This is a genomic window from Pseudoalteromonas sp. McH1-7 (assembly GCF_013366255.1).
In the GTDB taxonomy this organism is placed as follows: domain Bacteria; phylum Pseudomonadota; class Gammaproteobacteria; order Enterobacterales; family Alteromonadaceae; genus Pseudoalteromonas; species Pseudoalteromonas peptidolytica.
Genome location: NZ_JABWPQ010000019.1, coordinates 61,946 through 81,203 on the forward strand (window position 1 = coordinate 61,946; position 19,258 = coordinate 81,203).

A 19,258-nucleotide genomic window follows, 5' to 3' on the forward strand; every position below is an offset into this window, starting at 1 on the left:
TTATCTTTCTAATCCGCCCTCAGCAACATTATACTACTGGAACATGATGCGGCCACTTGACGCATGCAGACAATCAATAATTTGTTGTACAATAGTATAGGCAAGGCGACCATCATACTTGCCTAAATAGTTTTCTCTAAGTCTTTTCATACATAGCGCAATAATACAAGTGTCGTCCGCAATGGGATGAATATGAATAATCTCCACAATAAATTGTTCTATAATTCGCTCGAGTGCCAGCGCACTGATCCTTTCAGGCATCGCATATAGCAAATGCACCAGCTCGTTATTCAAAGAGCTGAGCTTTTCTTTGTCTCTTACACCAGGTCGAGATTTGTTTTTTATTTTAGCTATGGATTTTTTTATTTCATATTCAGCCAGTTGTGCAGCCCTTAACTGCGAATTTGGCTCCGATTCATCTATACCTAACGACTCACAAAATTTACGTACTCGCTGTGCAGCATCCTCACACTCAACATCTAAATACACCAATACCGCATCAGTTGTACATGTCATCTTTTTTCAACCTAGTCTCATCTTGATAGCAATATGCCTTATAATTATCACAATTACAACGCGATACAATTTATATTGTACAATATAAATTGTGCATGATGCGTGACTAAAAAAGAAGAAAGTAGCTAACCGCCTACTTCGCAGTTAGAATAAGAGTCGTTTAATCTAAATGAGACTTGAGAACCTATATTATGGAGCATGTACAAATACTTGGGGCGATCAGCCGCACTAAAATGAAGCATACATATGAACTTATCGCGTTCGCTGATGGAGTTAAGCCTGCTGGGATAAGGGATATCATTAATGTGCCTCTTACACAAACCATTTGCCTTAATCGCAAGCTGCATATCAACGAGTATCCGCAAATTACGAGCTTTTTTGAAAGTTACCCTAGCTCACCCCCACTGGGACAACAAGCCATAGCGGTATTTATTGAACATGATAGTTTGAATATAAAAGGTATGCTCAATTTAACCCCTTTGGGGTGGGCAACCCTGAGTAAAGAAAACGGCATGCCCATTCATTTACCGAGTATAAACCTCAGCACCCGCAAAAAACTGTTTGCACAAAACTATACTCATTTGCGTAACCTTTTAAATGAGTACAAATGTTATATGAATGATCCTCAGGGCTTTACTTATCATGTAACAGATGAAGTAAAAGCACAATAGCTGTAATAAAGGGGGCAAAAGGTGACAACAAGTCACCTTTACTGGAACAAATTAATATAGATAGGCAGGCAATAAGTTAATAGTAATGGCGTCCGCTTGGCTGTAGTCATTATCTACAGTGCAATCAAAGTAAATATGATCAACTTGCGCTTCTTTATTCGATACCACGTCTCTAAATGCTTGCGACGTAACTTTCGCACCATATTGCTTTAGTACCACACCTGAGGACTCATTATCGGGTAGCCATGGTTTAACCCTTGTAATATTATACGCATAGCCATTGTCATAGCCACGATAGCTTGGGTCTATCTCATTGCTAATATCCAGTGTTTCTCTGTATACCTCTTGACCTTTTCTACGGGCAACAACATCACATGAAACAAGTGAGCTGATATCACCAACTCGGCCAGCAAACCAACCAGCACCGATGTAAATCTCTCCTGGAGAATCTGGGTAGGAGCTTTTTGAAATAGATACTGGCAATTTACAAATTACTTGTGTCGGGGTATTTGCAACATCTGGCGAAGCAATAGCAGGTTGCCCAATGCCATATTCACGTGCTGGTGTGTAATTATTATATGTCACAGTTGACCACAACCCACCATATTCACCAACTTCTGTCCCAGCGTAGACCGAACCTGTGATAGTACAGAACCCGCGAGGGGATGGTGTACTTGGGTGTTCAGGATAAAGAGAAGCATAGGCGGTAAAAGTGGTAAAAGCACACAGTATATATATGGCTAATCGATCATTTAACATAATATTACTCCCCTTAAAATTTATCTGCGTAAGTAGTTGCATAACTGCCTAGAAGCATAATATTGTCTTGAGCTGGGTTTTTAAATTGACAAATACTTCTCGCATAGCCATATGGTTGGTGTGGAAATTGACCACTATGTGTATATCTGATTGTCATGGTAGAAATTTTTTTACCATCAATCTCTTCATGCTCCCAGTGTGGGGTACTGCGTATCAAATGTACATTTGTATATTCGCTACGAATAAAACATCTATCAGACGCGATCTCACCTAAAAACCGGTCAGCAGAATAAGTGTTTGTGAACACTTCAAGTTTATTTGCCCTAAGACGTCCAATACATTGCACCTGGCCTAGATCGGATTTCAATTTGGTTGCACCAAACTCGTCGGTATAATCAATACGATCTGCAGCGCATATACCTACTCTGGTAAGTTGTGGGTTTTTAAATGAAGTGGGATCTCGAAAAGATTGCTCAGAAATTACCATAAAGTCATCTAGGTAAACCACATCACCCACGCTGGTACGTGAAATAGTCACTTTTTTAACGGGCTTTGATGAATGAACGCCCCAAAAAACTAAGTTATTATTTACATCGACAGCATCTGGCAAAGCATAGTGTGCTACACCGCCATCCTGATAATCAAACTGAATTTGTAAATTCGCACTCCCAACATCTAAGTCAACAGCTTGAAATGCAAACGATTTAATAGGGGCATCGAAAGTAAGCTCGATATCCTCCATGTAGATGGTCATTGAACCGGAAGGTGCATGCGATGTGGCTATAAATGATGCCTCACCCGTTAACGTTGCAGATACGCCATTGCTAAATGTTAATTTTTTTCCAGCAGCTGCTTGTCCGTTTATAAAACTCTCTAGACCATTAGAAACAGTGCTACTTGATGAATGGGCCTTAAACTCCTCTATTGCACTGGCTACCCTATCTTTTACTTTGGTAGTCCCCCAATCAAGGTCTCTTGCAAAAAAGGACGTGTCGGCCAGCACAGGAAATGCGCTCAGCAGAAACGTGATAATCGTTATTATCGCTTTCATTAAAAATTTCCTTAAGTCTAATTTAGTGTCTCATAGCTAAACCCAGTTACCTGCCAGTAAAGGGCAGTCGCAATATATCACATCAAAAATATTGTACAATAATAAAAGGTAGGGATATAAACCGAATGCACATCTAAATCAAACGCGTTAAATATTTTAGCTTAACCCGAACTCTGAGTAAAAAGTGAGTTAATCAACAACAATACCTAAGCTCAAAAGACGTAACATCACTCTAGCCAGAGGTTATTTCTTAATACATGGCAAATTTAACGCAGCAGTAAGGGGTAACAACTGCTAAAGGATCAATGATTACTCAAGTTCAGGCTAGCTAAATAGCTTTACACGGGTAAGATCTAGATCGGTATTAATAACTAAGCCGGCTTGATCAGCCGTTACCTTCGCGAAAGCGACTACTTCTGCCACTTTATTTTTAGGGCCTTGAATATTAAGTGTAACTGTAAACTTTTCAGGTGATATATTTCTCTCTAACTGCGTCATTTCGCGTAGTGCTTCATCATTAAACAGTCTATCTCTTATCATATCCGCCACATTATATGCACTTTTCCAGCGCTGACGGATAAGCGCTTTTGATAAGCGTTTAATGGATGTATTCAAGTCTGTAACCGAAATTGTTACGACAGAGTGCTGTATGTTCATTGAGGTGCTCCTTTCATTTACTATTGTACAATAGCAAATGAAAGGTAAGCAGAAAAGGACTAAGCAGCAAAAACCAACAATGGCTATTGTTGATTTAACGGGGAGCCAATCAACGTAGACAAATCACTTTCTTTCATCAAGCGCTCCCAAATTACCATATGACCCAAAATTGTTCTTAGTTTGTCTCTGACAGGTGCTAAAGAGAGTGTGCTGGGTACATCATCCGACTCAATCGGCGTATTGTCGGCCAAGTCAATAACGCGTAGTAGCTCTTGAAAAGCACTTAGCGCTGGAATAGATTGTTGGATCATCCTAATCGATAATGAGCGTCCACCTACGGTAGATATTTTGGTTTCCAGTGTCATGCGCGCCAAGTTTTGATAAATCGCCAGACGCTCTTTTTCTTGCTCCGCCTTGTCGTCGATCTCTTGCAAAAACTCAAGGTGCGTATCCAAATGGATACGTTTGAATTCAATAATTGCTTCAGATACCCAGCGGCTGCGTGATACTCCTTTTTGCTGCGCTGCCGCATCCATCAATTCAATCATTTTGTTAGGAAACCTAGCATTAATGCGATCGGAGCCGTCACTCACTGAGTCAAGTTTTGGCTTAGGCGTCACCAGCATAGCAAGTTTACTTGAGCTACGATCATTAACCATGCTTACGCTCCTCTTTCTGGCCTTGGAATAATTCAGACCAGTTAACCCCTTCAGTGCGCGCTTTACGGATCAAACCAGATAAATCCTCGCCCGACATATCTAGGTTGTCTAAATGCTGCATAGACTGACTGACGATATTTAATAAGCCTTGACGGTATGTATCTATATCTTCTTTTGAACCTTTAGATGCAGCCATTGATTCCAGTAGCTCGCCTGTTTGTTCCAGTGTAGGGTCTATCCGCGCGCAAACCGCAATCAGCATTTTTAGCTGTCTGTCTCGTAACGCGTTATCCGACTCAGGTGTTGGAAAGCCTAACTTCTTCAGCTTCTTAACTGTTTCTTTTTTATCGCCCTCTGACTGTTGTGCCACTTGTTGACGTGTAACATCTTCGCTCTTTTTAATGACATGCTTACCCGTAACTTGATTAACGAGTGCCATCACTTCATCCACAAGCGCTTGAGGCACCTCATCGATAGAAAAATCAATCTTTTCATCCGCAACCGAGAAGGCATAAACATGAACAGGGTCACAACTAATACCATGCTGCTGTGCATATGCTACAGCGTCATTCGCCACTTTTATTAAAGATTCACGACCCGGCTTATGCACGGAGCAGATCTCTAACAGCAGCTCGCTTTGCGGGTGTCGCACCAACTTTAAAAAACGTGCAACTTGTGGTTTTGACTCAGAAGTCAGCTTCATCGCGACTTTTGCTGTGTTTGTAGACATTGCATCGGCAACATCTTTACCCACTTTTTGACATAGCACCCTGTAATGTGTGTGATAATGCCTGAATGTATCTGCCAAAGATAAAGATACCGACGAACTATTCGCTTCGTATGAAGTTGCGAGAGTGGCCAGCTCAACGTCTAGATCTGAGGCATCTTGAGATAGGCCATCAGCAGCACGTTCATTTACAGCCAGACGTAGTCTTAGCGTCTCGCGTCCGTATAAATGGGCAGCACGCAGACGCCGCTCACCATCAATGATCACCACATGTGACGCAGCGCCAAATTCGTCGTAAGCTAAAAAGCCATCAATAGACTTACGCTGGCCTTTTGTTTTTAAGCTCACCGCAGTTTTAAATAAGTCCTGCACACCCGTCATTGCGTCGCTTAACTCTTTGCCGTGCAACTTACCTTTAGCTACTAACATTGCCAGCGGTGAAGCCCAAAACGATTCTACATACTCAGCCGCATCTAGCTCTTGCCAGTTATCAGGGCATGAAGGCAGCAATTCCATATAAGTATCAAAAGATAACTTTAATGTACCGTTTAAGCGATGATTGTCTGCTCTGGGTTTAATCAAACTCAACGGTATTTCTACATCGAAAGATTCACCACCGTTCTCTTCAAACATTTTTTTCACTTGAGACAACTGCTCAATGACCGGCACTTTATAGATTGTTTTTTCTACGGTTGCGCCTGATTGCCCTTGCTCGTTCGAGTTCACAGATTTATAAGATCGTTGCTGTTGCTGCAAATACATCGCGTTAACCGCACCCATTTCCTGTGAAAGTGCTTGCGCCGTTCTTTCGGCAGCTTTGTCTCGTGCTCCTTTGGTTTGAAGCAAGTGACCGAGTTTTGATTGTTTTTTACTTGTCATAGCGAATTACCTAAAAGCTTAATTATCATCCTCAGGAGGAAGAGGCTCACCAAAAATGCGTTGATGTAACTTATCAATTATTGAAAACAGCTTTTTTCTCGAAGGATCTGATTTTTTATTCCAAATAAGCGATGACATTGGCGGCTTTACAGCTCGTTTCTCTTCAGCGCTGAGCTTTTCAAAGCTTTCCGGGTCTATATAAGGGGGCACAGAAATATCACGACGTTCCTGAATTAACCGACTACGAGGAAATACCTCATTTTTTGGAAAGCAACCAAACGCAGGGTAATTGAAAATTGGCTCTAATAAAATTTCTTCTCGTTTACTCAACTTCCCTGAATTTAATGGATTAACAATTGTCGTCACTAGGCGCATGCGACCATCACTATTATTTGCCGCAAGGCAAGACATAGTGACGGTGTTGCATGAGCCAAGCGTATCTCTGGATGGGTTTACTGGCACAATCACATGATCCGATAGTTGATACAGCGCCTCGTTTAATTCCGCATCCAGTGGTGGGGTATCAAAAATGATCAGGTCGTAACAATTGAGGATGTCGCAATCAATCAACCAAGACTCCCACCGCTCATAAAGTGTTCTTGCCGGGTATTTTTCTGCATGAGTGTGGATATGACTGAGTGCCTCACTATCACCAGGTACAATATCTAGCATCCCCCCCAATTTATTCACAGTGCCTAAATGAGGAGAGTCATGCTGGATATATGTGCCGTACTGACACACATATTGCCTGTCTTCTTTCATGATCTCTGATGAGCTACTGCGAGCAGCAAAAGGCATTGGATTACCATCTTCATCATAATACTCAGGGTGAATTATGGGCTGATGAATGGCTCTGAGCGCAGAACCTGCAAATGCGTGCGCCGCATCAACTGTGGTCGACTCAATAACGCCATAAGCACCACTTAGATTGCACTGTTTATCAGTATCTATAAGAAGGACGCGTTTACCAGCCCAAAGCGCAATACCTTCCCCTAAGTAACTCACCAAGGTGGTCTTACCCACACCACCTTTGCGATTTGCAACAGAAACAATCTTAGCCCGACTATCGACCGGAATTTGGGCTAGCCTGAAGCTTCTTGCAGATAAACTCATAAAAACCTCCATGCGAATTTTACAGCCATTATTTTTTTCATTTTCGGTTCCTTAGCGGATTATTGAGTTGCGCGCACTTTACTTTTTGAGTCGAGAACGCCTGTACGACAATGACTTATAGCTTACGCCATATAAAAAGTGAGTGCAACAATTGATTATGCAATCACTTTTTATAAACACAAAAAACAGCAACCAATAAGTTTGTATTCACTCACAAACAAATGTAAGTACCAGCTAACAACAAAAGTGATATCAATATAAAGAGGAAGTACTTACTTACAGATAAGTATCAGTACATAATTCGAACAATCAAGCAGGCAACGATGCCGTGACAGTATTGCCTTAACATTATTTTCACTGTCACTTAAAGTAATTTCTTTGCTGCACTCAATGTGCCGTTCAAGGTACAATAGACAATATAAGAGACTGAAGTTGATAACAACTTAATAGTGAGTAGTGATTGAGACCCTGTTGTGGCGCCTTTTTAAAGTGCCATTCGTATAGTATTGCCCGTTATACCAAAACAGCTCAATTGAAGGTACTAACGGTGTTTGGTTAAGGAGTTAACATGTCAGATCACTTACGGCAGCATCAACACGTTTTTGAGTCAGCCTTTCGTTTACTTTTAGAGTTTGAAGGTGGCTTTGTCGACGACCCTGACGACAGTGGCGGTAAAACAAAATACGGGATTTCTCAAAATGCCTATCCTAATTTGGATATAGCGGCACTGACCAAAGCACAAGCGAAAGAGATATACCAAAGAGATTACTTTGAAGCCTGTAAAGCCCACTTAATGCCTGAAAAAATGGCGGTTTTAGTTTTTGATACCGCCGTAAACATGGGGGTGAGAAGTGCTATAAAACTATTACAACAAGCGATCAAGACCGATGTAGATGGCATTATTGGGCCTAACACACTTAGAGCGTTAAAACAGGCAAACAGAGTCCAAGGAGACAATTTATTCATTGAGTACCAAAGCTTAAGAGCCAAGCAATATGCCGAGATCATCGCACGTAGACCGAGCAATGGTAAATATGCAAAAGGCTGGTTTCGCCGTCAATTTAAACTACAACAATACCTGTCACAACAGGTAGGCTTTGCTGAGGAGGCTTTATGAATCAACAATATATCACCGCCAAACTCACACACTACGATACCCAAGATCCTACGGAGATATTTGAAGATTTAATAGCAACGCATTCTCCATTCGCATTCTATTTATTTAACTGGATAAACTTTCATAGTGATGCTTTTGAAAGCTGTGTAGAACTTTTACATGATATTCAATGTATTGATGGCCGAGTACTCCATCAGTGTATGCCGCATCGTAATGGCACTCACTTCGTTTGTATTGAAACAGATGAAATTATATATCCATCCCACATCAGCCTCATCCGGCTGAGTAAAAAGCAAATACTTATGCCATGTGAATGGACTCATCCTACACAGGCACTTTACCCAACCAAGCGCTGAGCGAAGCTCGGCAAAATTCAGTGAAAATGAGAGTGGAGCGACAGAATGATCACAGTAAACATTCCCCAGGAAAATGGACAGTATCAATCAGTATCGAACCAAATTGGTGACCACACGCTACATGTTGTCACCCCAACATTTGGGAAAAGCGAACTGCTTGTGTACGTCGACTTTAATAAAAAAAATTTGCAGGCAACAGGGCGCATCAAAATCGCTATGCAAGACCCAAACATAGCACAAGACACACCGTTCGATATGTGTCAGCTCGTCAATAACAGCATTGTGCCGATGGAGATAAATATTGTACAATCAGGTCAATATAGGTTTCCTATTCCGGTTGGTAGCAATGAAGTCAAGGTTAAACTATCAATCGAGCTTGCTGATGCTCATGAAGAAACTGATTCGTTCGCACTGTGGGTAGCAGCCAATAGTGATAATGCAGTATCTGTTTTAAAGTAAGGGCTTAAAATGTACAGCACTTCAGTTTCACAACAGTTTTACCAACCAGATCAAAGCAGTAGCGGAGGGTCAAGCACGGAAATTCAGCAGTCATACACAATTTCCGAGCCTGATGGACAACCCATTCACATTGCACTAAACGGACAAATCGACAGTACTAAACATGTTTTGGTAACATTGAATGGCTTGCTCTTGGATAAAGAAAGTCAATACAGTATCGCTACACAAGATAGCAAAAGCATCCTGTTGATTGACCCAGCTGTCACAATTTATGACGGTGATAAAATTCAATTGTCAGCCAAATTACTCAACTGATAACAGTGAGTATAACGCTGTCTCTGGAATCGCGTATGAGCTTGAGATGAGAAATACATTAACCCATTAAGGAGACTCATCCAATGAGTAAGTTACGCGCAAACTCACAAATTATGCCTGCAACAATTAGTCGTGAGCTAGTCGACCCAGGCTTTGAAGCAAACTTAGTAAAATTTGCTGATGATATTGCTTCACTTAGTACCGTAAAAGCGAGTATTTCCTACGTAGACTCTAAAGTGTCTGATCTCATTAATAGTGCACCTGAAGCGCTTGATACACTTAAAGAATTAGCTGATGCTCTGGGAAATGACGCCGACTTTGCAGCAACTGTAACGACAGCTTTAACCACACAAGATAACCGTATTAAGGCCATAGAAGATGATACATCGCGTATCATGGCTCAGGATATTGTTTCTGCGGAAGATCTATCCGCTCAAGTAGATGGTGCAGTAGTGTCTTTTGATATTGCAAAATCACCTCGGGTTGGATCTGCACAAGTATTTGTGAATGGTCTTGCTGTATTTGAAGACTCGGTTACGATTGACGAAGCCACCAAAAAGGCGACTTTTGTAACAGCGCCTCAAATCGGCGACAAAGTGCGCATTAGTTACATCGCTGAAAGATAAAATAACGAAACTCATTAAGAGGCCACTAATCAGGCCTCTTTTTCAGAGACAGCAAAGCTAGATTAAGCAGACCAACTTCAGATCTGTACACTGAAATTTTTATTGTACATTAAAATCAGGCTACTTTTGAGTACCGAGCAGCAAGCTTACTTTAGCAAAGATCAGATTCAGATCGGTTATAAGCACCTGGTTTTTGTATGAAAGTGTTCAAAATAGCTAAAACAGCTCAATTTGGATCGCTTTGTAAGTTCCATATCTATAAATTAAGCAACTAATTTATGATCTAAAATCAGATGAAAGAATATTTAAAACCAACCAAATCAATATTTTATTTATAAAAGTTGATAGTCAGACTTATTTTTTAAAAAGGATCCCACTTACTTATGTACTGTTCCAAACTTTTGAAAATTTGAGCCAGTTTATACCGTAATGACGCTTCACTATAACAGATGCTCATTTAACAGCGTAGTTGTACAATACTATATACGTTGAGACAGATGTGTAGATATCTTTTTTAATTCTCTACGGAAAAAATAAGCCTCATCCAGATCTTGCCTCGCTTCTAATTCTAATAGTAAACGCTCCATCATGAGTAATGACTGCTGAATAGATAAACGGCTTATGTCAAGGCAATCTTGTGCAGAGTCTCTTTGTTGACGCGACAGATCAAGCGAAACTCTTAACTCTTCTATGGTATCTTCAGCGATAATTAATTCATTTCTAAAGTCGGCAAGCTGAATACGCTGCTCTTCCCGGGAGTGCTGCGCCCCCAACTCATAGAAGAATGACAACAGAGAAGTAAGGTATTCAGGAGCCACTGTATTTCCTTTAAAACACGGCTGCCCATTGTGTTCTTGCAACTCGTTAGGGCTTCTTTTACTCGGAGCAATATCATTATACATACAATACAAGTCCTGTTTCATTTACTCGGCTTACGTTATCGTAAACCAATTATTTCGTGCGTTTTAAATCCGTTATCTTACGCCTTTTCAAACCCATCAGGGCTAAGAAAAAAACAAGACAATTTTTTATTTTATTAATTGAATCATGACATTACCTAAATCACTGTCCTAGAATAATAGTACGAGCCCAGAGCAAGGTGAAGCAGCTGTATTACTGCATAAGTCAAAACAACCTAGCAATACTTGTCAAAACACACACATGTCAAATACTTAATTTTCGGCGCATTTCTATAAAACACCGCATGGTGTTATTAGGATAGAGTTTATTTGCTTGGGCCGCAACTGTTTTTAGCAAAGCCAATAAATCCGCTGACGCTCACCCTTTGAGCAGCATGCTTACTTATAACGGGGAGGAATATTGAGTAGTGCCAGGGACCCCAGCACTAAAGCAGCCACCAATTAGACGGCTTTATTCTCTTCTTTCACAATACCAAGTGCTTTTCCTAGCAGCTCTTTGTATAGCTGGCCGCCTTGCAAAATCCCTGCAAGAAGAATGCGTTGAGACTCCAATTCTGCAGCCTTCTTTTGCTGCTCTTTTGTCAGCTTACGCTTATCTTCAGGAAGTTCATTTTCCGCTTCACGCAATGCCGAGCTTCTTTCGTCAACATGTTTATTTAAGTGTTGTTGTACAACACCTATCGCTTGTTCAACTTGTCCTTTTGTTGCCATTTGAAACGCTCGTTGTGTCAGGCTAGCGAAGTCATCTGCTACAATAGCATATCCGTTATTACATTGCGTACATACCGCCGCAAGCTTGCCTGCTATCTCACCAACAATGCTAGGATTGCTACAATACGGACAGCGGGGTAAATTCATACTCATTCTTTGATTTCTCCATTAATACAATAAAATCAAACTATTACACATACTTGATATGCAACCAGCCACTTCATAATGTGAGCCAGAAAGAAATAGCAATATGTAGAGTTTATATTTGTCTCATTCGCATGATGACTTAAATGTCTTCACATTTCAATTGTACAATAATATAGTAGCGCTATTATCACCTTTGAAAAACTTGAGTTCGCATTCTTTGAGCTTGTAGTGCATTGAGGTTTCAGTACTAGCGTTCTCAGATAAATTGGCTAAAAATAATGAATTTGAGCAAAAAAAAACACCTTCCGTGTTTGGAAGTAAAAATGAACGAACAGTTCGAACCTCTGATGAAACATGGTTCAATCTATGCTAAAGTGATGGCCGATTCGATCCAAGCTACCTTGCTACAAGTAGCAAAGCAAGAGCTTGCTACAGCCGAGGCAGAGCAAGTAATAGGTGAGCTCACAGCACCATCGCTGTGTCGAGATCTTGTTGAAAAAGAGCACAGACTTGCTATATCTGAAGAGCTTACAGCGTTACGAGAGATTGCCATGCTGTTATTGATCTATATTGAAGAGCAAGCGATATAAAATTTCCCATAATACGCATTTATTTTGCGTGTAAATTAATGAGACATGTGACATGACTAATAAAGACAATACAACTGCCGTTGAGCAGTCATTCGAACTACAAAAAATTTACCATAAAAAATCAACTTTCGATGCACCCAATGCACCGGCTGTATTTTTAGATGAGTGGAAACCCTCTATTAGCGTTGATTTAAATACTGAAGCAAATAGGATAAGCGATACCACTTATGAGGTTGTACTCACTGTGAAGTGCAAAGCTAAAGCCACGAATAGTGATACACAATTATTTAATACCACTGTAGAGCAGGCAGGGATCTTTGAAATTGAGGGCTATGAGGAAACAGAGATCATGGCATTAGTAGGGTCATACTGCCCAGCTCAGCTCTATCCGTTTGCACGAAATCACATTTCCTCTCAAGTGTTACATGGTGGCTTTCCCCAGCTACTTCTGGCGCCTGTCGACTTTGATGCACTACTTGATGATGCAATAAAAAGCGCAGATCAAGAGAGTCAAGGGAGTGAAACAAACGACACTGACGATGAGGTCGAGGTCATCTAGCTAGTAAAAAGCCGACGCTCAGTCGGCTTTTCTAATTCAAATTAGCTTAGTTAAGCTTTCTACTTTCAAGCGAGAAAACCTTGCCGATAACAGCGCCCTGCTACCGCCAAGATAAATTCCGCCATATAGTCAGGCAAAAAGCCTGTCAACATAGACTATTTTACATTCGGTAGAAGCTCTTTGAGTCGTTGACTCACTTTGAACTGTACAGTGTTGCACGCATCAATAGGAACAGGCTCTTTTGTTGAGGGGTTTCTCCCTAAACGCGCATTGCGTTGAACTACCTTTAGTGTTCCAAATCCTTGCACTCGCACATCTTGCCCTGCTTGCAGAGCGTCACAAAACGCATCAATCACCGCATTCACACAACCACGAGCGTCCGTTTTACTAATTTTCATTGCGTCAGCCACATGATCAGCCAACTCTGTCTTTGAAATTGCCATCTTAAATACCCCTAAATATCTACATGTCTCAGTTAACAACCAAATCATGAAGAGGTAGTAGATATTATATTGTCACATTTGCATTATAATTTGATAGATATTGTACAATTTAATTCTATCGATTCGATAACAGATTAACGTCACTAAATTGGTAGAGGGCAGTTATATGATTTTCTCTATTGTACCACGGTGCGCTTAAACACTCGCAGCGCAAAAACGAAAACCTACTTTATAACCGACTAAGTAACATCTAGCTTTCTAAATTAGAAGTTCGACGTTGACGTCGCTGACTGCAAGCACTATCACAAGATGAAAAAGCGTGCTCTTCACCTACAAACTCTCTTGAAGCCAAGCAGTTAGCAACCGCACTGGGTAGTTCTTTGTTTGATATTAGCCCCAGAGCTCGGGCTTTTGCCATTTCAACTGCAATTACAATTTCTTCTGCGCTCATATCAGCATTATATAATCTCAACTGTCCTTGCTCATCATAACCAATGACAAGTCCTTTTATCAATGAAGCGGGATCTCCCTGCGCCAAGCTAGCGCATATTTTTTGGATCTGCGTATCCATAAGTACCATCCTAGATTCTAAATTTTTGAGCTATATGCCTGTAGTTATTTAAATAAAAAGCCACTCCTTAAGCAGGAGTAGCTTTTCGGTTGGGTCTACTTAAAGCACTTATATCACCTTTAAAATATACGCTTTAAAATCATCATATTGCAGAGTCACATGCTGTAAGAGCATTTACTATTCTCTCTCACATTGCAAATGTGCTATGTAACAATTAGCGTAAATCTTATGGTGTCTTTATATGTCTCATTTAATGTACATCGGAAACGAATATACTCCGCATGTTACAAGAAATCTAATTAGTGTGCAGGAGTATCCAAGCTTTAATCCCCCTTGTCAATAATCAATTGTAACAAGAATAGAAACATTGCAACATAGTACAGGCACCTTAAAGCAACAAGCAAGTTGTACAATTATCAACCACCTACGATTAGTCAACTGAATTTATCAAAGAGTGATCTAATACAGTTGGCTGAAATACCACTTTTAATGACTAAATGAACAACGGCGACAACACTGCTTATAATGAAAATTGTTGTACAACAAATTCTTTATTTTCAATACTTACGAACATATTCAGCATAATTTCATGTTGGGCAATTGCTGCAACCAAGCAAACGAGAAAGCGCACCAAAACAGGACTTCGGAGGCCAAAATTTACTATTTTGATTTGACAGTCAGCGTCGTAACGTATAGATTTGTCTAGGATATAGCGTAATGGGTTGCATTGCAGTGATTTACATCGAATGCAAATGCAATAAATAGTGTATCAGGAAGACTCGCTAGTGAATTAGGTACAAATCACAGCTAGTTGCTAATTAAATGAGCATTGGTATTAATATTTTAGAGCTATATCAAAAAGTTATGATAAAACTTTTAAATTAAAGTTTAGTTTTTGTCAGTCTTAATCTTTCTAGGCTGTTATCAAATCGGGGCTAACAGTGAGGCTAATTTATGAAATTTAAGAGAGTTGTGCACGAGAAAAGTAATATCGATGGCTCTTCGGCTAGCGCCAAAGCTATCGCCCAAGCTCCTACCATCAAACTTGCAAATGTAAGCGGAAATAATGCCAAGTTAAGACAGGCTAAAGTTGGCTCGGCTATTGACCAAGTTGGGGCTTTAACTGCTGCTCGTGACCTGTTAGACGCTCGCATTGAAGAGGCACAGTCTTCACTTATGGATTTACTCAAAACCTCTACACAGCCTTCCATTGAGGGTAAAAAGTTTGTCGCAAGCAAAACACCAGTCTCCTGTAAGCAATTACTTCCTAAAGCAAAAGTAATGACTTCAATGATAGCGCTGTTACAAAAAGCAAATGAACAAAACAAAAACGATGGCGGACTTTTTGAAATGATTTTAAGTCTAGATCCTGACATCATTAATGCACACTTTCTGCCATTACTCGAAGCTATTTTTGAAAAATCGGCACTAACTGAAGAAGCTGAAAAGCTCTATTTTGTCTCTGAAAAGGATGAAGTCGTAATCAGTCTTCGTGAAGCTGTTTAATGTAACCTTTTTTAAGGGCAAGAAACGATATCAACCTCTTGCCCACCTTCTTACTCTTCTCAAGTCACCAAAATCCAGTTCCCATATTGTACAATATGCTTGTATTATTCATATACTAGATTGCTTATTAAAATATAGGTATATTCGCGAAGTGGTTTTATTTATTTAGTCTGAACTCGGGGTAACAAGTGGGTTACTCAACGAAAATACCTAAGCTCAATAGGCATAATATCACGCAAGCCATAAGTTATGTCTTAATACGAAGCAAATTTGTGCATCAATAGATAGCCTAATGCAAACAAATTTAGCGCAGTAGTAAAGGGTAACCGCTGTGAGAAGACAACTTATTGAGCCTAGCTTAGGTTATCTAGCCAGATATAGTTTTGGCGATAACACGGCTTGCGCGTCCTGCTCTCGCTAAGGCCTCTGCCTCCTGTAGGAAAGGTTAACTTATGCAGCAATAGCAGGTTCTTGGAAGTAACGCCTTCAGATTGGGCAAGTATTAAAAGATAATGAGTATTAAATTCAGCCACAAATATGCAAAAATTAATGACTGAATTGGAGGCTTGTAATGAGTAACATACAATATGCAACGAATGAAAATGTCCATACGCTAATCAATCAAGGTTACACATTGGTTGCCTACTATGCGCCTTGGTGTGGCCCTTGTAAACAGTTGGGACTCGCACTAGAGGCGCTGCCCGACACATTGACGCAACATCTTACTATTGTGAAAGTGAATATTGACGAATGTGGCGATGCGTTAAAGAATGCGAGCGTTGATGTGATACCAACTCTGCACTTTATGCTCAATGGCAATGTTATCGAGAAAAACATTGGTGCAGTGATCAAACCAAAACTGATGCAGCGGATCGCAAAAGAGATCCATCGCTGAGCAAGTCCAGTTGATGTGTCACTTTCAAACTGCATTATCTGTGCAGGCTTCTACGTTACTAACCGTAGCCTCCTTGCAAGCACATTACTCTACGCCATATTGGCTTCGTATGATCTTTCTCGCCGAAGCCAGTGCGGTCTCTAACTTTTTATGACCCAAAATCCGTGTAACCTCAGATCGTCGCTCTACATCAATAAAATCGTCTAAGCTTACAATTCCCGCTTTCACAAGCTTGCGGATATTCATCACCCCCACTTCCTCAACACAAAGCAGCTTCGCGGAATCAGCCGTTGTGCCATATCTAAATCGGGTTTCTAACATATGCCAATATCCATCAGGACGCGAGATAGCACAGGCTTTAGCGATTTGTCTTAAGGCTTGAAAGACACGTGAAAGGTCATATTTAAAACTGTTTATCTTTTGGTATTGCACCGTTTTGCCACTGAGGTATGTCGCCATATCCGCTGGCAATGCCATTTCCGACGCAAATGGTACCACCCGTTGCAAACGCTTCATATACTCATCGACTAGCTTCGCCTGACTACGTTGAATGTAGTCTGTGTTATAAGAAGGAGCCCCAGCGATAGCCCAGGCCAACGCATCATCGTTATCCCAAATCTGAGCATGGTCTACAAATCGTAACGCCGTATGCCAATGAAAAACATCCTCTGGCTTGTAGTACCAACGCGATGAAACTTTGCCAATCTCAGTTATTTCGTACTGTTCGTCATGTCCTTTGAGCATCTGTGTACGCAGTAAATCTCCCAAGACGCTCTCAACCACTTTTTGCTCAACCAAGCCTTGCAGTTTCGCTAAAGAACGGTCAAACCAGTTAACCAAATCTAGTTGATTATGAATCGTACCCGCATCTACTTCAGCGAGAATATGAAAGCCGAGGGTAGCTTCATTGACCAGTTGACTATGGACAGGCTTAGCTTGCTGTATACGATGTTCCCAAACTTTTGGCTGCGCACAAATAAGATAACAGTGCCCATGATAGCGTGCTAGATACTGGGGATCATTGTGTGCAATCCACGCCTTGGCTTCTTCGACGCTTTGAGCCAGGATAACCTTTTGGTGGTCTTTGACCTGTCGCATGTTCACTTTACGCTTTCTTCTCTGAAGGCGCGCTTCATTGTTCACGGCTTTGATATCTTGTTGATTACCTGCGTGGCGGATATCTATTACCGACCCCGCAGTGGACATATCTAACTCAGCAACACTATCTAATATTCTTAACGACAATCTATCCAAACTAGACTGGGCGTAACTATTTCCATCAGGAGCAACAACAAAGTAATCTGCTGGAAGGCTGCGCCCTGCACGGCCAGCCATTTGTAAAATATCTTCTATTTCCACTGGAGACAAACCTCGAGTTGTGCCCACAATTACAACATTTTGTGCTGGCACATTACACCCCCATGCAAGGGTTGAGGTGGATACTAAAACTCGTAGTTTTCCGTGCGGATCTTTAAATTCTTTTTCAATTTGTTGTCTGACATTTACTTTCAAATCGGCACTATGAAACTCAGCGTCAATACCCTGCGCCCTGACCTTTCTTAATAGCTCTGCGCCGGTTGCCTTATCATGGACAAAAAGAAGATATTTCTCATCTGACTTTTCGGCATCTGTCACTTTCTTGAGCGCTTCATTGATGCGACTGTCTCTACTTTGTTTGTAATTACCATTGTCTACATAGCGCGGAAAATGCCAAGTAAGGGGAGTTGGCCGCCAAGGAGAATTAATAATCTCACTTTGCAAACCATTTAATACACTTAGCCACTGTGCAAACTGCTCCACATTGGGCATCGTAGCAGACATAAATAGAACTTTCGCTTGATTAAACTGAGTAAAACGCATCAAACCAGCTTCTACAGCATGGCCACGTTCCGTGCCAATAATGTGAGACTCATCAACCACCAATAAGCCAACCCTGTCGATCCAAGCACTACGCTCACTGCCATACTTTCTAGTCCGAGAGTCCAGCATTTCAGAGGTGATACACAAGATATCCGCTTGATTTATTTCATCGTTTTTATCTGGTGATAAGGCGTAGTCTCCCGTCAATATCGCTATCTTGTATTGAGCACCGAATGTGTGTGACCAGTCATCGTATTTTTCTTGGGTTAATGAGCGAAGCGGAGACACATACACAACCACTTCTCCTTTGGCTAATGTATGCGCCATACATAACTCGGCACACACCGTTTTACCACTACTGGTTGCAGTGCCCAGTACCAAGTTCACGTTTTTCGTATGTATCTGATTTTTAAGCAGCGTCGATTGCACTCGGTTAAAGTGACTAAACGGGTAATTAAGTAAAGTAAATTCAGACGTTTTGATAAGGTCATGATCTTCAACGAGGGACAACCCTACCGTTGACTGCGACAACTCTTCGCCCGTAGTTAGACCCAATTTGCGCGTCATAGACGCACGAATTGCGCCTGCGGGATAACCTAAATCATCATTGCCATGAGACAATAAAAAGAGCTGCTGATCAGCATTAAGGTGCTCTAGTGGATAAATTCTACCATTGGTTTTTGACTTCCCTGAACACACTGCATAATTACTACATAACTTCATGGCTCGACCCTGAGAAAACTGCACCATTTTGTGGGCGTAGCATTTTGGGCAATAGTCTAATTCGCCAATATCTTTGTCTTGCTCGTCTGCAGCACTATCTAGACAACGAACGGCATGTTCAGAACGCCATGCAACCTGATACTCTCGATATGTGAGATTAGACACCGAGTCAAATATAACTAACTGAACCGCTTGCTCGACGAAATCAAAATGCGCATTAATACCTGTACATAACCAACGTTCACATCGGCCATCTACCGTTTTAATGACGACAAACCCGTCTGAATCTAATGCCAGTCCTACGTAACCCCAACGATTTCGGGCCCAGTCAAGCATATCATTTAACATAGTACCTCAGATCACTTACTCATTATGCAATGAGAAATAACGCTCCCACAGTAATGGCTATCGCACCGTTAAAGGCTGGA

The 19,258-nt window shown here is 41.0% G+C and carries 22 protein-coding genes; 10 read left to right on the forward strand and 12 right to left on the reverse strand.

Features of this window, described 5'->3' with window-relative positions:
- Positions 1-33: 33 nt before the first annotated feature.
- Positions 34-516 (reverse strand): hypothetical protein, encoded by a 483-nt coding sequence (locus HUZ36_RS14175; protein WP_176033186.1) that lies wholly within the window; start codon positions 514-516, stop codon positions 34-36.
- A gap of 191 nt (positions 517-707) precedes the next feature.
- Between HUZ36_RS14175 and HUZ36_RS14180 the strand changes: the two genes are divergently transcribed.
- Positions 708-1,187, forward strand: a complete 480-nt coding sequence (locus HUZ36_RS14180) for a hypothetical protein (protein WP_176033187.1) — start codon at positions 708-710, stop codon at positions 1,185-1,187.
- A gap of 51 nt (positions 1,188-1,238) precedes the next feature.
- On the opposite strand, the gene HUZ36_RS14185 is transcribed toward HUZ36_RS14180, so the two are convergent.
- From HUZ36_RS14185 to HUZ36_RS14210, 6 genes are all read right to left on the reverse strand, one after another.
- Positions 1,239-1,946 carry a hypothetical protein gene (locus tag HUZ36_RS14185; protein WP_176033188.1) on the reverse strand — a complete coding sequence of 236 codons (708 nt, stop codon included), beginning with the start codon at positions 1,944-1,946 and terminating at the stop codon, positions 1,239-1,241.
- A 13-nt stretch (positions 1,947-1,959) separates the two neighbouring features.
- Positions 1,960-2,997: a hypothetical protein gene (locus tag HUZ36_RS14190; RefSeq protein WP_128730726.1), complete on the reverse strand. Its 1,038-nt coding sequence runs from the start codon at positions 2,995-2,997 to the stop codon at positions 1,960-1,962.
- A 324-nt stretch (positions 2,998-3,321) separates the two neighbouring features.
- Positions 3,322-3,654, reverse strand: coding sequence for a hypothetical protein (locus HUZ36_RS14195; RefSeq protein ID WP_176033189.1), 333 nt, complete (start codon positions 3,652-3,654; stop codon positions 3,322-3,324).
- Positions 3,655-3,737: 83 nt separating this feature from the next.
- On the reverse strand, positions 3,738-4,313 hold the full coding sequence (locus HUZ36_RS14200; protein WP_176033190.1) for a YlcI/YnfO family protein: 576 nt from the start codon (positions 4,311-4,313) through the stop codon (positions 3,738-3,740).
- Positions 4,306-5,919 (reverse strand): hypothetical protein, encoded by a 1,614-nt coding sequence (locus HUZ36_RS14205; protein ID WP_176033191.1) that lies wholly within the window; start codon positions 5,917-5,919, stop codon positions 4,306-4,308. Before HUZ36_RS14205 ends, HUZ36_RS14200 begins: the two co-directional genes overlap by 8 nt.
- A gap of 18 nt (positions 5,920-5,937) precedes the next feature.
- Positions 5,938-7,032, reverse strand: a complete 1,095-nt coding sequence (locus tag HUZ36_RS14210; protein WP_161972718.1) for a ParA family protein — start codon at positions 7,030-7,032, stop codon at positions 5,938-5,940.
- Positions 7,033-7,600: 568 nt separating this feature from the next.
- Here HUZ36_RS14210 and HUZ36_RS14215 point away from each other — a divergent pair.
- The 5 genes from HUZ36_RS14215 to HUZ36_RS14235 all read left to right on the forward strand — a co-directional run bounded on the left by HUZ36_RS14215 (position 7,601) and on the right by HUZ36_RS14235 (position 9,905).
- Positions 7,601-8,149, forward strand: coding sequence for a glycoside hydrolase family 108 protein (locus HUZ36_RS14215; RefSeq protein WP_176033192.1), 549 nt, complete (start codon positions 7,601-7,603; stop codon positions 8,147-8,149).
- Positions 8,146-8,505, forward strand: a complete 360-nt coding sequence (locus tag HUZ36_RS14220; protein ID WP_128730212.1) for a hypothetical protein — start codon at positions 8,146-8,148, stop codon at positions 8,503-8,505. Before HUZ36_RS14215 ends, HUZ36_RS14220 begins: the two co-directional genes overlap by 4 nt.
- A 45-nt stretch (positions 8,506-8,550) precedes the next feature.
- The gene (locus tag HUZ36_RS14225) at positions 8,551-8,964 is read left to right on the forward strand and encodes a hypothetical protein (RefSeq protein ID WP_176033193.1); all 414 of its coding nucleotides are present in this window, start codon (positions 8,551-8,553) and stop codon (positions 8,962-8,964) included.
- Between the two features lie 9 nt (positions 8,965-8,973).
- On the forward strand, positions 8,974-9,279 hold the full coding sequence (locus HUZ36_RS14230) for a hypothetical protein (protein ID WP_128730216.1): 306 nt from the start codon (positions 8,974-8,976) through the stop codon (positions 9,277-9,279).
- Positions 9,280-9,362: 83 nt separating this feature from the next.
- Positions 9,363-9,905, forward strand: coding sequence for a hypothetical protein (locus HUZ36_RS14235; protein WP_128730218.1), 543 nt, complete (start codon positions 9,363-9,365; stop codon positions 9,903-9,905).
- A gap of 479 nt (positions 9,906-10,384) precedes the next feature.
- On the opposite strand, the gene HUZ36_RS14240 is transcribed toward HUZ36_RS14235, so the two are convergent.
- Both HUZ36_RS14240 and HUZ36_RS14245 read right to left on the reverse strand, forming a co-directional pair.
- A complete protein-coding gene (locus HUZ36_RS14240; protein WP_128730220.1) occupies positions 10,385-10,807 on the reverse strand; it encodes a hypothetical protein in 423 nt (140 codons plus the stop codon).
- 459 nt (positions 10,808-11,266) lie between these two features.
- Positions 11,267-11,683 carry a hypothetical protein gene (locus HUZ36_RS14245; protein ID WP_125251930.1) on the reverse strand — a complete coding sequence of 139 codons (417 nt, stop codon included), beginning with the start codon at positions 11,681-11,683 and terminating at the stop codon, positions 11,267-11,269.
- Positions 11,684-12,006: 323 nt separating this feature from the next.
- Between HUZ36_RS14245 and HUZ36_RS14250 the strand changes: the two genes are divergently transcribed.
- Both HUZ36_RS14250 and secB read left to right on the forward strand, forming a co-directional pair.
- A complete protein-coding gene (locus HUZ36_RS14250) occupies positions 12,007-12,273 on the forward strand; it encodes a hypothetical protein (RefSeq protein WP_125251931.1) in 267 nt (88 codons plus the stop codon).
- A 52-nt stretch (positions 12,274-12,325) separates the two neighbouring features.
- A complete protein-coding gene (gene secB / locus HUZ36_RS14255; RefSeq protein WP_128731802.1) occupies positions 12,326-12,832 on the forward strand; it encodes a protein-export chaperone SecB in 507 nt (168 codons plus the stop codon).
- A gap of 155 nt (positions 12,833-12,987) precedes the next feature.
- Here secB and HUZ36_RS14260 read toward each other — a convergent pair whose 3' ends face one another.
- Both HUZ36_RS14260 and HUZ36_RS14265 read right to left on the reverse strand, forming a co-directional pair.
- A complete protein-coding gene (locus HUZ36_RS14260) occupies positions 12,988-13,275 on the reverse strand; it encodes an HU family DNA-binding protein (RefSeq protein WP_206644500.1) in 288 nt (95 codons plus the stop codon).
- 250 nt (positions 13,276-13,525) lie between these two features.
- The gene (locus tag HUZ36_RS14265) at positions 13,526-13,846 is read right to left on the reverse strand and encodes a hypothetical protein (protein WP_176033194.1); all 321 of its coding nucleotides are present in this window, start codon (positions 13,844-13,846) and stop codon (positions 13,526-13,528) included.
- 954 nt (positions 13,847-14,800) lie between these two features.
- Between HUZ36_RS14265 and HUZ36_RS14270 the strand changes: the two genes are divergently transcribed.
- Both HUZ36_RS14270 and HUZ36_RS14275 read left to right on the forward strand, forming a co-directional pair.
- Positions 14,801-15,352 (forward strand): hypothetical protein, encoded by a 552-nt coding sequence (locus HUZ36_RS14270; RefSeq protein ID WP_128731803.1) that lies wholly within the window; start codon positions 14,801-14,803, stop codon positions 15,350-15,352.
- Between the two features lie 571 nt (positions 15,353-15,923).
- Positions 15,924-16,247: a thioredoxin family protein gene (locus HUZ36_RS14275; RefSeq protein ID WP_125251935.1), complete on the forward strand. Its 324-nt coding sequence runs from the start codon at positions 15,924-15,926 to the stop codon at positions 16,245-16,247.
- An 84-nt stretch (positions 16,248-16,331) separates the two neighbouring features.
- Here HUZ36_RS14275 and HUZ36_RS14280 read toward each other — a convergent pair whose 3' ends face one another.
- Positions 16,332-19,178 carry a DEAD/DEAH box helicase gene (locus HUZ36_RS14280; RefSeq protein ID WP_176033195.1) on the reverse strand — a complete coding sequence of 949 codons (2,847 nt, stop codon included), beginning with the start codon at positions 19,176-19,178 and terminating at the stop codon, positions 16,332-16,334.
- Positions 19,179-19,258 lie beyond the last annotated feature (80 nt).